Source organism: Flavobacterium sp., assembly GCF_031381455.1.
In the GTDB taxonomy this organism is placed as follows: Bacteria; Bacteroidota; Bacteroidia; order Flavobacteriales; family Flavobacteriaceae; genus Flavobacterium.
On record NZ_JANMXZ010000050.1, the window covers coordinates 1 to 13,739 of the forward strand.

Annotated in this window: 15 protein-coding genes; 5 read left to right on the plus strand and 10 right to left on the minus strand. The window is 36.5% G+C overall.

The genetic code is table 11. From position 1 onward, the window contains the following. Positions 1-445: 445 nt before the first annotated feature. Both RMN97_RS12395 and RMN97_RS12400 read right to left on the minus strand, forming a co-directional pair. A complete protein-coding gene (locus tag RMN97_RS12395) occupies positions 446-682 on the minus strand; it encodes a 4a-hydroxytetrahydrobiopterin dehydratase (protein ID WP_309614835.1) in 237 nt (78 codons plus the stop codon). A 95-nt stretch (positions 683-777) separates the two neighbouring features. Further along, positions 778-1,503 (minus strand): type 1 glutamine amidotransferase domain-containing protein, encoded by a 726-nt coding sequence (locus tag RMN97_RS12400; protein WP_309614836.1) that lies wholly within the window; start codon positions 1,501-1,503, stop codon positions 778-780. 315 nt (positions 1,504-1,818) lie between these two features. Between RMN97_RS12400 and RMN97_RS12405 the strand changes: the two genes are divergently transcribed. From RMN97_RS12405 to RMN97_RS12415, 3 genes are read left to right on the plus strand one after another with little or no spacing between them, the layout of a single operon-like run. Further along, complete coding sequence (locus RMN97_RS12405) at positions 1,819-1,977, plus strand: hypothetical protein (protein ID WP_309614837.1); 159 nt, start codon at positions 1,819-1,821, stop codon at positions 1,975-1,977. A 43-nt stretch (positions 1,978-2,020) separates the two neighbouring features. Then, positions 2,021-2,158 (plus strand): type II toxin-antitoxin system RelE/ParE family toxin, encoded by a 138-nt coding sequence (locus RMN97_RS12410; RefSeq protein ID WP_309614854.1) that lies wholly within the window; start codon positions 2,021-2,023, stop codon positions 2,156-2,158. A gap of 1 nt (position 2,159) precedes the next feature. Further along, complete coding sequence (locus RMN97_RS12415) at positions 2,160-2,459, plus strand: helix-turn-helix transcriptional regulator (RefSeq protein ID WP_309614838.1); 300 nt, start codon at positions 2,160-2,162, stop codon at positions 2,457-2,459. Between the two features lie 35 nt (positions 2,460-2,494). Here RMN97_RS12415 and RMN97_RS12420 read toward each other — a convergent pair whose 3' ends face one another. The 5 genes from RMN97_RS12420 to RMN97_RS12440 all read right to left on the minus strand — a co-directional run bounded on the left by RMN97_RS12420 (position 2,495) and on the right by RMN97_RS12440 (position 5,305). Next, positions 2,495-3,166: a hypothetical protein gene (locus tag RMN97_RS12420; RefSeq protein WP_309614839.1), complete on the minus strand. Its 672-nt coding sequence runs from the start codon at positions 3,164-3,166 to the stop codon at positions 2,495-2,497. 92 nt (positions 3,167-3,258) lie between these two features. Continuing rightward, positions 3,259-3,681, minus strand: coding sequence for a hypothetical protein (locus tag RMN97_RS12425; RefSeq protein ID WP_309614840.1), 423 nt, complete (start codon positions 3,679-3,681; stop codon positions 3,259-3,261). After that, positions 3,678-4,031 (minus strand): hypothetical protein, encoded by a 354-nt coding sequence (locus RMN97_RS12430; RefSeq protein WP_309614841.1) that lies wholly within the window; start codon positions 4,029-4,031, stop codon positions 3,678-3,680. Before RMN97_RS12430 ends, RMN97_RS12425 begins: the two co-directional genes overlap by 4 nt. An 11-nt stretch (positions 4,032-4,042) precedes the next feature. Further along, on the minus strand, positions 4,043-4,912 hold the full coding sequence (locus RMN97_RS12435) for an alpha/beta hydrolase (protein WP_309614842.1): 870 nt from the start codon (positions 4,910-4,912) through the stop codon (positions 4,043-4,045). Between the two features lie 60 nt (positions 4,913-4,972). Then, entirely contained in the window at positions 4,973-5,305 is a 333-nt protein-coding gene (locus RMN97_RS12440) for a hypothetical protein (protein WP_309614843.1), read from the minus strand. Between the two features lie 536 nt (positions 5,306-5,841). Here RMN97_RS12440 and RMN97_RS12445 point away from each other — a divergent pair. Both RMN97_RS12445 and RMN97_RS12450 read left to right on the plus strand, forming a co-directional pair. Next, on the plus strand, positions 5,842-6,585 hold the full coding sequence (locus tag RMN97_RS12445) for a ferritin-like domain-containing protein (RefSeq protein WP_309614844.1): 744 nt from the start codon (positions 5,842-5,844) through the stop codon (positions 6,583-6,585). 18 nt (positions 6,586-6,603) lie between these two features. Beyond that, positions 6,604-7,428: a ferritin-like domain-containing protein gene (locus tag RMN97_RS12450; protein WP_309614845.1), complete on the plus strand. Its 825-nt coding sequence runs from the start codon at positions 6,604-6,606 to the stop codon at positions 7,426-7,428. A 108-nt stretch (positions 7,429-7,536) separates the two neighbouring features. On the opposite strand, the gene RMN97_RS12455 is transcribed toward RMN97_RS12450, so the two are convergent. Genes RMN97_RS12455 through RMN97_RS12465 form a run of 3 tightly spaced genes read right to left on the minus strand, consistent with a single transcriptional unit; the run spans position 7,537 to position 13,125 of the window. After that, a complete protein-coding gene (locus tag RMN97_RS12455; RefSeq protein WP_309614846.1) occupies positions 7,537-7,980 on the minus strand; it encodes a response regulator in 444 nt (147 codons plus the stop codon). Between the two features lie 11 nt (positions 7,981-7,991). After that, entirely contained in the window at positions 7,992-12,638 is a 4,647-nt protein-coding gene (locus RMN97_RS12460) for a chemotaxis protein CheB (protein ID WP_309614847.1), read from the minus strand. Then, the gene (locus RMN97_RS12465; RefSeq protein WP_309614848.1) at positions 12,616-13,125 is read right to left on the minus strand and encodes a response regulator; all 510 of its coding nucleotides are present in this window, start codon (positions 13,123-13,125) and stop codon (positions 12,616-12,618) included. The genes RMN97_RS12460 and RMN97_RS12465 overlap by 23 nt, the downstream gene beginning before the upstream one ends. Between the last annotated feature and the right edge of the window lie 614 nt (positions 13,126-13,739).

A 13,739-nucleotide genomic window follows, 5' to 3' on the forward strand; every position in this document is an offset into this window, starting at 1 on the left:
ACGAATGTATGGTTCTAACAACATGAAAAAATTAGTAGTTTTAGGGTGGTCAATTTGAACCGGAATCGGGTGGTCAGTTTCAACCGGAAACGATGGTCAATTTGCTCCGGAAATAGGTGGTCAATTTGACCGGATTTTCCACCAACGGGGATTAGCGTGGGTTTGGTTTTTATTTATAGAGGGCACTTCGACTCCCGAAGCGTCGGGACAGTGTGACAATGTATATTTGTATTGGCATTGACTTAGAAAGCACTTCGACTATGTTTATCTATTTCCAATTAGTAAAGCAATGTCACACTGTCCCGACGCTTCGGGAGTCGAAGTGCTTGTTTAAAAATAACAGTCATCTAAAAAAGGTTCTCGATTTAGCTTCGCTCTGTCGCTTTTGGCTCGAGTCCTCCGGCAGTCGTCTTTGCCTCGGGTTTAATGCCAAACAAAGTACAACTTATTTCGTATAAATCTCATCAATCATTTTTGCCAGTTTATGGTCTTTATCTGTGACCGTATCCCTAGCATCATGGGTAAAGAGGGCGATGTCAACTTTGTTGTACTCATTGCTCCAATTGGGATGGTGGTTCATTTTTTCAGCTGCAAAAGCCACTTGGGTCATAAAGGCAAAAGCTTCTACAAAGTCGTTAAACTGAAAACTTTGTTTTAATTGGTTATTTTCTTCTTTCCACATACGTATTGTTTTTTAGTTTTTGCGGGTGCTTCTTTTAAGGCAAAAGCCTGTTCGCTGTTTCTTTGCAAAGGTATCGGTTTTGCCGTAATGCTTCTCTATTTTGCGATTCGCTCTCTTTTTTCTTTTTTAGGGGCGAGCGGTTTGTTTTGTAATAGTTTCAATAACGATTCTGCCACGGCTTCAGAAGATCCCGGATTTTGTCCTGTTATCAATAAACCATCAGTAACGCTATAGGAAGCCCAATCTTCTTTTTTGGAATAGAGTCCTCCTTTTTTTATCAATTCGTCTTCGAGTAAAAAAGGTACGACATCGGTGAGCTTGACTGCGGATTCTTCACTATTGGTAAACCCAGTGACCCTTTTTCCCTTTATTAAATAATTACCATTCTCGTCTTTGGCGTTTAACAACACTGCCGGAGCATGACAAACAGCAGCAATGGGTTTTTTGCTGTCCCAAAATTCTTCAATTAGCGTAATGGAATCGATATCGTTGGTTAAGTCCCACATCGGACCATGACCGCCTGGATAAAACACCGCATCGAAATCGTCAGCATCTATGTCGGTTAGCTTTTGGGTATGGGCCAATATTTCTTGCAATGCGGCATCTGCTTTAAACCGAATGGTAGCAGGTGTTTGGGCACCTTCCTCATCACTTTTTGGATCAATAGGTGGTTGTCCGCCAAGGGGAGACGCTATAGTAATGTCGGCGCCGGCTGCTTCTAAAATATAATAAGGTGCGGCAAATTCTTCAATCCAAAACCCGGTTTTGTTACCGGTGTTTCCGAGTGCACTGTGTGATGTAAGGACTATTAGTATTTTCATAATTAGCATTGGATTTTTGATTACATTATTTGTATTTATAAAATTTGTTCTGTTGCTACTGTTGCTTTTATTTTGTTTATACTAAAATCAGGGAATTGCAAAGTTGTAGATTTTAATTGTTAAAGACCTTGCACAATTTTTACAATGAATTACATGATTCTCACATATAGTAAGGTCAACTACTTTTCGCCTTTCTTTTTGGATTGGGGGGAGTAATCACAATGAAGTAGTTATAAGCTATAGTTCCTCACGTAACCCCAACAAAAAAATTATCGATTATTTGTTTTTTGTTAACTTTTAAGATAACTTTGTCGAATGAACAGGGAAATTATATTTTACGAAAATCATTTTATTGATTTTTACCAGCAGCAAGATGAAAAGGTAAAAGAGAAAATAAAATATGTTCTTGAATTAATAAAACAAGTTGAAAAAGTTCCCGAAAAATTCCTAAAAGCATTTAACTGGTACAAATAGACTTTATGAAATTAGAATTGAATATCAATCAAATATTTATAGAATATTTTGCTGCTTTAACAAAGGAAAATTAGTTGTGCTTTTTAATGGTTTTCAAAAAAAAACACAGAAAACACCAAAAAACGAATTAGAAAAAGTATTGACTTTAATGAATGAATATTTTCACCAAAAAAATAAATAAGATGAAAGATTATAAAAACATAAAAAACTTTGACCAACTTGTTGAAGTTGAACACGGAAAAATAGGTACTGAAAGTAGAAATACTTATGAAGAAAAAACACAGATGTTCATCATTAGTGAAATGCTCAAAGAAGCTAGAAAAGAAGCTCACATAACTCAAGAGCAACTTGCAGAAAAAACAGGAACCAAGAAAAGTTATATTTCCAGAATTGAAAACGGAAAAGGAAATATTCAACTTTCGACTTTAATTAGAATTTTTGAAATTGGACTGAATAAAAAGATTGGGTTGACATTTTTGTAAATAAATGCGATAAAATGGGATTTCAATAAATGATCTTATTGTTGCAGCAATTCCAATTCATTATGAATATTAACTCTGGCTTGCTTTTCGTATTTTTTGAAGAAATGTTCTGTTTTGTAAATCCGTTCCATTTGTAGAAAATGTTGGAGTGCTTTCTTTCTGCCCGAAGCATACATAAATTCAGGGTAAATGGTATATTCCGCTCTTATTTGTTCGGTATATTTTTGATAGTCCTCCTGACTTACGCCGAGTATCGCTAAGTCAGCATCTAGTAGGTAGTTCGTATCGTTATCTTCTGAAGGTTCATGGAGCTTGGTTGCTAAAATTACAGCTACACATTTTGCTATTTTTTCAATAGAATACCCAATTTCAACCAGTCGCAGCTTTGCCAGTTTGGCGCTGTCTTCCTCATTGGAACTGCTGCTTGCTTTGTAGATACTATCGTGATAAAAAACAGCCAATAGCGTTGTTTCCCAATCATGAATATGTTCTTTTACTTCTTTCAAATCGGTAAGCAATGCTTCTAAATGGGCGATGGTGTGGTACTGTCTTTTGGGTTCAGAATATTTGGTGAATATTTCCAGCCACAAATTATTGGCAAGTTCATGGTCTTTAGCGTATTTGGTGACGAGCTGTAAAAAAATATCCGTAATCATAGCGGGGTAATTGCGTACAAATTTAGTGTATTCAGATAAGTTTAGTTCCATTTACTTCAGTTGATATTGCGCCAGCTGTTTTTTTTGCATGACTGTGCGTGAATTCGGCATCGAAAAAAACCATCATAGAAGCGTAAAACCCTTCAATTATTGTTGCCCAAATGGCTGTATTTCTTCCAGTCTTTTCTATCTTTTTCACTCTTCGAAAAAACATTCAAGAGAATTTTTCCAATGGATTGAAGATGCTGCGCTTTTTTAGCAACCAGATTGGTTACGGCAAACTGAATTAGTGTTCCCAAACCTCTTTTAAAAGGCTGTAGTGAATTACCAATCAACAGTCTTTTGGAAAGAAATCCAGTTCCTAAACCAATTGCGGTACCAATGATGTTGTTTTTTATATCGGGCGAAGTCGTTACGTTGTGAAACAGGTTTTTAACTAAATTAACAGGCTTTACGCTTTCGTAAGCCAAATGAAATTGCGCCTTTAGTAACATTAAATCAGTGGCGCGTTTATGCTCTACATCGATAAGCCGCTCGTTTAATAAATCGGTTTCGTTATTTTTCATACCTCTTTTTGTTTTAGCATTTGTTTGATAATGGAATTGCTAACCGGATATTTTAACCACTTATGTCGAAAGAGGTGCAGCAGAACAGCCACCAGCATATAGAAAGCACCGACTGCAAAAAAACCATAAAAAATTTCGCCAAGCAGTTTACCCAGCCACAAGGCCAAGCCGATGCTACAAATTAAAATGGACACCGCCACCATTATAAAAACAGCAAGGCGGGAAACGAGCGAAGAAACGACATCGGCCGATTTATCGACGGCATTCAGCGTAAAATAGTCTATCGTTGATTTGATGTACTCTTCGACCCGCTCAAAAAGGGTTGCTATAGGTGTTGCATTTTCAGCCATATTTTACTTGTTTATAGTTCGCTATCCGATTGAAATACAAAGTTTTCTACTGTAATAAATTGTAGTAAATCAGAATTCAATCTTTCTTTTTCAGTAATAAATAAGCCGTGCGGTGCGTCTTCGTATATAATGTATTCTGCATCCGGAAGCAGGGCAGCGGTTTTATTTCCTGAGACCTCAATCGGAACCGTTTGGTCAGCATCTCCGTGAATAATTAAAACAGGGACGTTGATTTTTTTGAAATCATTTCTGAAATCTGTTTCCGAAAAGGAGCGGACACATTCCATAGTTGCTTTTGCCGAACTCGTAAGACATACCATTTGATTCCATTTCAAAAGATCTTTGCTTACAGGTTGACTGAGCATAGTAACGCCATAAAAGTGTTTGGCAAAATCGGTTAGAAAGGCAGGACGATCGGCCGCTATTTTTTCGACCATACCATCAAAGATTTCTTTTTCGACACCTACCTCGTTATCAGTAGTTTGAAGCATATAAGGCGTTACGGAACTGATAAAAACAATTTTTTCAATTTTTTCAGTTCCATATTTTCCGATGTAACGCGCTATTTCGCCACCTCCCATTGAAAATCCGACAAGGACAACTTCGGTTAAGTCTAATTGCGTAAGTAGTTCGTTTAAGTCATCGGCAAGGGTGTCGTAATCATACTTTCCCCAAGGGCGATCTGATTTACCAAATCCCCTGCGGTCATAGGCTATGCAACGGAGGTTGTGTTTGGGTAGTTCGTTTAATTGGTATTCCCACATTTCGTGGTTAAGCGGCCAGCCATGAATAAATATAACGGGTTTACCTGTTCCGTATTCCTGATAAAAAATACGTACTGTGCTGTTTGAATCTGCTGATTTTATTTTTATATAAGGCATAATGAAAAATTTTTTACTGTTTATATTGGATTGATTACAACTTGACGCACTTGCGTTTTGTTAGTATGTATTTTCTTTTCTGTTTTCTTCTTCAACATCTTCATTATCCTCATCATCATCCTCGTCATCATCTTCAATCTCATCCTCGTGCTCATTCTCATCTTCTTCTTCATTTTCAATATCATCCTCAAATTCGTCCTCATCCTCATCCTTGTCCTCATCCTCAAACTCATCTACAGGGTGTTCATAGTCGCTGTTGTCAGACTCGCTATCCTTACTTTGCTCATTCGGATCTTCAACTCTCACTGCAGTTTCATACAAATCCGTATTTGTTTTTTCGTTTGACACACTATCAGTATTTTGATTGTTAGTGTCGTTTTGATTTCTATCCATTGTACTTTATTTTTATTTCAACTGAATTGTTGTTCTGTAAAATTCAACATATTCTGCATGAAAGGATTGCAAAATTATTTTTTAAAATTGCATTATTCACACGTAGAAAAGAGTCGAGAAAGGAGGTGCGTTTTTGGTTTTAACACGGTGGAAAATCAGTCTTCTGAATTCCTGATTTAACTACTTGGGTAGGTGGTTTTTTTTGCTTTTTAGCATTATGGAAGTCATCTGAATGGATTGTAGATATTCACTTTTTGCAGCTGTTTACTTTATGCCAATCAGCGGTTGTTACATTTCTATTACTTACATTTTTAACCTGACTATCACAAGTTGTGAGAATTATATAAGTTTTTAAAATAATTATTAAAAAGATAATTGTAAGTATTGAACAATCTTTACAAATCGATTTTAATAGTCATCATAATTGAATTTCTGTTGCTATTTGAAGTTTTTATTTTTTGCAAAAAACAACATAAAACTACTTGGTTACTAAACGGAATCGAAAAACAAAATTTATTAATTATTAAATGTACATTATGGAAAACGTAGTAAACATTCAAGAGGTAAAACCCTCCCACACTAACAGAAGGAGTTTTCTGAAAATTAGTGGACTTTCAGTGGTTGGAGCTGGATTATTTATAGCAGGCTGTAGTAATAGCGATGATAATGTTAATCCTTCCAATCAACTTCCGGGAATAAGAAATGGAAAATTCGATTTAGGAGGTGGCGATTTTGGGGTTCTTACATATGCTTATGCGCTTGAACAATTAGAAGCCGATTTTTACACCAAAGTGGTAAATGCTTCAGGTTTTAATACCAACTTTACGGATGAGGACAGACAGGTGCTTATTGATTTGTATAATCATGAAGTCATTCACAGAGAGTTCTTTAAGGCAGCGCTAACGGGTGCATTGCCTAATCCATCCATTCAATTACTTCCCGGACTTGCTTTTAGTTATGGAAGTTTAAATTTCAGTAATCGGGATCAGGTTTTAGCCACTGCTAAAGCGCTAGAAGATACTGGAGTAGCTGCCTATAACGGTGCAGGGAAATTAATTACAAACCCAGATTATTTATTATTAGCTGGAAAAATTGTTTCAGTTGAAGCCAGACATGCCTCGGCCATAAGAAGCTTAATCAATCCTGATTCAAAAGATTTTGCCGGAGATGATGTCGTAAATACAACAACAGGTTTGGATGTGGCAAAAAAACCATCGGAAGTGATTACGATTGCCGACACATTTATTACAACCGAGTTTACGGCTCTTTATTTACCTTAACTATTAATATTAGAAATTATGAGTATATTTAAATTTATAGAATCATTTACAAATGATGATTTAATGCAAAGCAAAGGTTCCAGAAGAGATAGTTTTGGACAATTTGGTAAATTGGGAAAAAATTTAGCATTCGCCGCTATTCCTTTTGGATTGTCAGCATTAGCAAATAAAGCTTTTGCAAACGATATCAGCCCAACGCCTGGCACTCCTATTGGAGCACTTCAATTGGCACTTACCTTAGAATATCTTGAGAAAGAATACTATCAAATGGGATTGGATTCCGGAGTGATTCCAACAAGTGGTAGAGATGAAAAAGTTTTTATGCAAATTTCGGCACACGAAACAGACCACGTTTCCTATTTAATCGCTGGGTTAGGAGGGACAGGCAGTGCCAATTTCGTAGCAAAACCAACATTTGATTTCACCGTTGGAGGTGCCTTTTCGCCATTTACAGATTATCAGCAATTTTTGGCTTTAGCACAGGCTTTCGAAGATACCGGAGTGAGAGCTTATAAAGGACAAGCCGCAAATTTAATTTCAACCCCTGATTTATTAACAGCTGCTTTACAGATACATTCTGTTGAAGCTCGTCATGCTTCAGAAGTAAGAAGATTGCGTGGGCAAAAAGGATGGATTGTAGGAAATAATCGTGGCGGTTTACCGGTTCAAGCTCAAGGAACCTATGATGGAGAAGAAAACACGATTCAGGCAGGATTCAATACGGCCATAGTAAGCAATGGAACATTTGGACCGACTCTTCTTGCAGGAGCAGGAGCAGAGTCATTTGACGAGCCATTGACAACGCAACAAGTTGTATCGATTGCCAATTTATTTATCGTTTAATACAGAACAGGAATTTATAGTTACAGCAACTTTTAAGATCTAGGTTGCTGTTTCTATTCGTGTTGTCAAAATAGCTATTTACCATTTGTCCTGTTTCAAGTTTGCCTATTAAATAGAAAGTAAAAATATTTTTCTATCCGAAGAAACTTGTGAATGTAAATAGTAGGCTTTGACTGCTTTGTGTAATAATTGTTTTAGTGTTGCAAAGTTATTAGGCTTTTTTATGTAGACATTTGCTCCGTTGAGAAATGTTTCTTCAATGTCTTTTTCTGATGCTGAAGTCGAATAAATGGCAATGGAAATAGCTGCAAATCTTTCATTACTTCTTATTTCCTTCAAGCATTCGAGTCCATTTTTGCGAGGCATGTTGAGATCAAGAAACACCAGATGCGGCAAAATGGTACTTTTTGTTAAGTGCTCAATTAATTGCATACCGTTATTTACAGTTTGCACTTTGAGATTTAGTTCCAATTCTCCCATCGCCTCTCCAAAAATTAGTCGGTCGCCTTCATCATCATCTGCAAGAAGAATGCGTAAAGGAATGTTTTCCATAGGTACTTTTTTTAGTTAGCCGGTAAATAAATATCGAATTTTGTTCCTTTGTTTAATTCGCTTTTGACAGTGATTTCTCCTTGGTGATTTTCCACAATTTTTTTTACGATGGCAAGACCAATTCCCGTTCCCGCATATTCTTCTTTGCCGTGAAGCTTCTGAAATACTTCAAAAACTTTTTGGTTGAATTCTTTTTCAAAGCCAATTCCATTATCAGCAAAAGTAATGTGGCAGTACTCTTTTTCAGAAGAGAGATTGGGGTTCTTTTCTTTAGAACCTTTTATAATGTCACTTGTTATTATGATATGCGGAGGAATGTTTTGTTTTGAAAATTTGAGCGCGTTGCCAATGAGATTTTGCATCAGTTGTTGGAACTGAAACGCAATGATGTTTGCCTTACAGAGTTCTGTAGCTTCTATAGTGGCGTGTTTTTCATCAATGATTTCTTTAAAATCTTCTTTTACAGTATCGATGATAGTGTTAAGATCCGTAATTTCAAATTTTCTTTCGGAGGTGTTTAAGTGAGAAAAACTAAGCAAATCTTTAATAAGCGTTTGCATACGATTGGCCGCATCCTCAATGAGGTGGAAATATTTTTTTCCACCATCGGATAATTTTTCTTTTTCTAATATGCGATCGGCGAAGGTTTGTATTTTCCGCAGTGGTTCCTGCAAATCATGACTTGATACATAGGTAAAGGCTTCCAACTCTTTATTTATTTTCACCAGTTCATCAGCCCGTTTTTCTTTCTCTGAACTTTCATAGATAAGCTTTTTATTGGCGATTACTAATTCGGCAGCCCGTTTTTCTTTCTCTGAACTTTCATGCACAAGCTTTTTATTGGCTTTATGTAATTCTGTAGTTCTTTTTACCACCGCTTTTTCTAATTCTTCTTTTTGTTCCTTTTGCTCTTGTATTTCGGTTTTTGAACCTATCCACATTTTTATTTTTCCCTGATCATCTTTTAAAGCCACAGCTCTGGTTAGGTGCCATAAGTATTTGCCATCTTTACCGAGCAATCTGTTTTCCGCATCATAATCCTTACCTGTCTTGAGACATTCCTGCCATTGTTTTTTGTCATTTTTCCAATCATCGGGATGAATGATCTTTTCCCATCCGTCACCTTTTAATTCATCGAAGGACTTTCCAGAATAGTCGAGCAATGTTTTATTAAAATAATCTTTGTTGCCTTCTGCATCAGAAGTCCATACTTTTTGCGGCATTAATTCTGCCATCATTCGGAATTGTTTTTCGCTTTCGTATAAAGCTATTTCTGCATTTTTTTGTTTTGTTATATCAATGCTTACACCAGTCAGCGTAACAGGCTCTCCAGCTTTGTTATAAAAATATTTGCCAATTGATTTCATCCATCTAATATCTCCATTGATGGGACGCACTATGCGGTATATGGCTTCATACTGTGTTTTTGTTTTAAAGGCTTCTGCTACCTGAGCGAAAGCGGCTTCTTTATCGCTGGCTAGTATCACTTTATGCCAGTCTTCATATACAAGGTCTGTAAGGTTCTCATCATAACCCCACATTTTTTTATGCAAGGCAGACCAATCTAAGGTTTGTGATGCTATATCCAAAGACCAAGTGCCAACTTCTGCGGCAGTGGTCGCTATTTCAAAATGCTCCGTGTTTTTTTGTAGTTGATGCTCACTTTCTTTTATTTTTTTATTTAATAAGGCTTGTGGTGTTACTTCGTTAGCGATTACAGCTACTCCTTCGATTTCACCATTTACATTACGTTGCGCCTGATACACGAATGTAAAGTAATTTAATTCTTCCTTACCATGACGAAGCATCTTAACTGGAGTTTCATGAGAAAAGTAGGGAACACCGGTTTTATACACATTTAACAAAAGTTTATCAAAACCTTGAACAATTAATTCGGGTTTTACTTTTAAGATTGATTTTCCAATAACATCTTTATTCTCGTCCCAAGCATTTAAAATAGCATCATTGGCAATTTTAACAATCATGTCCTCACCTTCAAATATGGCTATCATAGAAGGCGAAGAATAAATCATGTTGTGGTAGCGATGTTCGCTTTCTTCCAAATTAGCAAGTGCTTTTTTCCGTTCTGTGATATCTTCAATAGACAGTAGAATTAATTTTTCTGAAGTATTTTTGTTAATTACTTCACGGGCATTTAAAAGCATAATTAACTTACCAATACTTTCAAAATTGTGGGTTACTTCAAAATCATTAAAAATTGACTTTTCGGGAAGAATTTTTTCAAGTAAGTTTCGCAGTTCGGGAATATCCCATTGTTTGTTACCTAAATCATAAATTAATATGCCTTCTGTTTCCTTTTCATTTACACGGAATGTTTTATAAAAGGCCTTGTTGGCTGTTTTTATACGAAGGTTTTTATCCAATACGAGCAAAGGCTCGCGAATGTTCGCCACTATGGATTCGGCATAATTTCTTGCTGCTGCTATTTGTTCATTCAAACCAATCATTTCATGGTTTACCACCATGAGTTCCTCATTGGTGCTTTGTAGTTCTTCTTTACTGGTTTCTAATTCTTCGTTCAAACTCTGCAATTCTTCACTACCACTTAGCAATTCTTCGTTAGCACTTTGCAGTTCTTCGTTGGCAGCTTCCTGATCTTCGGTAATACTGCGCATGTCTTCCCGAGCTTGGGTAAGTTCGAGTTCTAATTGCTTTATGCGTAAGTCTTTATCGTCGGTTTTTGTTTTTCTGGTCGGTTTTTTATTTTCGGATGCTTCCTGTTTGTTAACAATGGAACTACTATCGTGAAACAGAATTAAATAATGAGGTTCTATAGTATTAGGCAACGGAATGGCTTCAATAGTAATATTGGTTAAACTCCCGTTTATCTCAACGGGAACATTTTCTTTTATAACCGCTACAGTTCCTTTTTTTGTTTTGTGGATGATGTTTCGCAATTCAAAAACCAACCCATTTTTTGCCAATACTAATAAATTATGACTTGGTTTGCCTGATGATTGCTCCAGATAGCGGCTGGTGCTTCCGCGAAACTGTACAATATCCATAGCCTCATTTATTACAACACCGGCAGGTGAGTATTTGCTGAGCATAATATCATCAGCTGTTTTTTGAAAATCAGAACGCATATTCTCGGTTTTGGGTTTGTCGTTATTATCAATTAGATTTGATTCGGTTCGTGGACTAACCGTATGTATAAATCGGCTTGGTACATCTTTACGAGTATATAATTTATCGTTTTTTTCCGTTGCTGCAAAAAGGTCTGGAACGCCACTGGTAGTCTCTGATTTGCCAAGTAACAAAAACCCTTTCGGATTTAAGGCATAATGAAAAGTGGTTAGTGCCTTTTTCTGCAAATAAGGTTCCATATAAATAAGCACATTACGGCAACTCACTAAATCCATTTTTCCAAAAGGAGGATCTTTTAAAAAATTGTGTGTAGCAAAGACACATAGGTCTCTTATCTGTCGGTTTACTTGGTAACTGCCATTTGTTTTTGTAAAAAAAATATTCAGGCGTTCCGGTGCTAAGCCGACAACTTCCAGTTTTGTGTAGATACCAGTGCGTGCTTTTAAAATGGCACGTTCACTTAAATCGGTAGCAAAAATTTGGACTCTTTCTTCTGAATCAAAAGAGTTGCTGCCTAAAAATTCTTTGAGACAAATGGCCATTGAGTACGCTTCTTCGCCTGTGCTGCAACCTGCCACCCATATACGAATGGGTTCGCCAGGTTCAGTATCCTTTTTGATGATTGGAAAAACATTGGCGCATAAATTATCGAAGACATTGCTATCGCGAAAAAATGACGTTACCGGAATTAAAAGGTCTTGGTATAAAAGATCCTGCTCGGGTTTGTTTTCTCTTAAATAGTTGAGATACTCAGCAGGTGCTGCATTTTTATTAATGGCCATTCGGCGAAGAATTCTTCTGCGAATGGTGGTTTGTTTGTAATAGGTAAAATCGGTTCCCTTGCGGATGCGAAGTACAGCATTAATTTGTCTAAAGGCTTCTTCATCTCCCAAGTGTAAATTTTCTTCCACCGAAGTGGGCGTCGTAATAATTTTAGTTACCTCAAGTAGTTTTTCAGGCATTTTATCGGGTGGCAGAATAAAATCAACTACTCCTTCATGAACGGCACTATTCGGCATATCCGGATAAGCTGCTGACTCTTCGTCCTGCACAAAGGTAATGCCTCCGTAATCTTTAATGGCTTTCAAACCCGATGTTCCGTCAGTACCAGTGCCAGATAATATTACACCTATAGCGTGTGTTTGATGAACTATTGCTAGCGAAGTAAAGAAAAGGTCAATAGGCAGGTAGCGTTCGGTTTTACTTTTTTCGGGACGCGGAGCCAGTAATAAAACGCCATCCGTAGCCACCATTGTTTTGTTACTTGGGATAACATAAATATGATTGGGTTCTACTTTAATATCGTCGGCAATTTCTAAAACAGGAATTGGCGTCACCTTTTGCAGGATTTCGGTTAGCATGCTCTCGTGGTTGGGATCTAAATGTTGCACCAGCACATACGCCATGCCACTATCAATAGGGATTGCTTTAAGGAGTTTTTTAAACGCATCCAATCCACCTGCAGAGGCACCAACACCAATAACCGGAAACTGATTGTCTGATTTAATTAATTTTTCGGGATGCTTATTATTTGCTTGGGGCGCTTTCATCTGATGTTGATTTTTCTTCTCCTGTCAGCATAAAATTTTCTTCTTTTGGCAATTTAATATTTCCTTCGGCTATAAGTTCAAGTGCTTTATAAATTACTTCTTTAAGCTCCGAGAATTTAGCAGGCTTGCGAATATAATAATGTGCGGCATCTCTAAAAACGTCCTTAACTTTTTCCTGATTATTAGCCGTAGAGAATACAATAACCGGAAGATCATACAATTTCTCGTCACGTTTGATTTGTCCCAACGAGGCGAAACCGTTTTTACGAGGCATGTTAAGATCAAGGAAAAGAACATCGGGAAGTTGGTTTCCTTTCGTGGTGAGCAAATCTAAAAGTTGCTGACCATCATCTAGGACGGTAAGGTTTACCGTTACAGGCAACTCTGCCAACGCTTCTTTAAAAAGAAGGCAATCAGCATCATCATCATCAGCAAGATAGACATTAAGTGTACGGTCGATAGGTTTTAGTGCAACTGTTGTTTTCATTTTTGTGATTTTAAGTAAGATAAAAATTAATGCTTGTGGTTGATTTACTTTTCGTTAGCGCTATTGGCAATACAAGAGAACCTTTAACGCTTTAAGAAAACAATTAGTTAAAAACAAAGTTAGGTTATTTTCTTAACCCTATAGAGGAATTACTATGTTATTTAATGAGGTGTGTCTAATAGTTAGGTATATAGTAGTAAAGCACCTTTTTTTCTTCGACATCCCGAAGCTTCGGGACAGAATAACATTTTGATTTTAGTATAAAAAAATCGTCGCGAGGTTATCGTGACGATTTATATAATAGTCTCAAATGTTACTTGTTAGGACCAAAATGGTATTTTGGTGATATAGCTTCTTCTCTTGACAAGTGGAACACCTTATTATGTAATACAAATGTGTTATTTAATTAGCTGAGTTTTGTTATAAAATTATAATTGAAAATTATATAATTCTCACATTAATTCTGTTGAACGTGCAATAATTGTTTCAGTCTGAAAAGATTTTAATTATAACTGTTTTTTAAAGTTGAAAATCCCTTCTCATTTTGTGAAGGAATTTTGTTATTATAACCTTTTAAAAATTATAGATGTCGCCTATAATTCTATATATTTGCT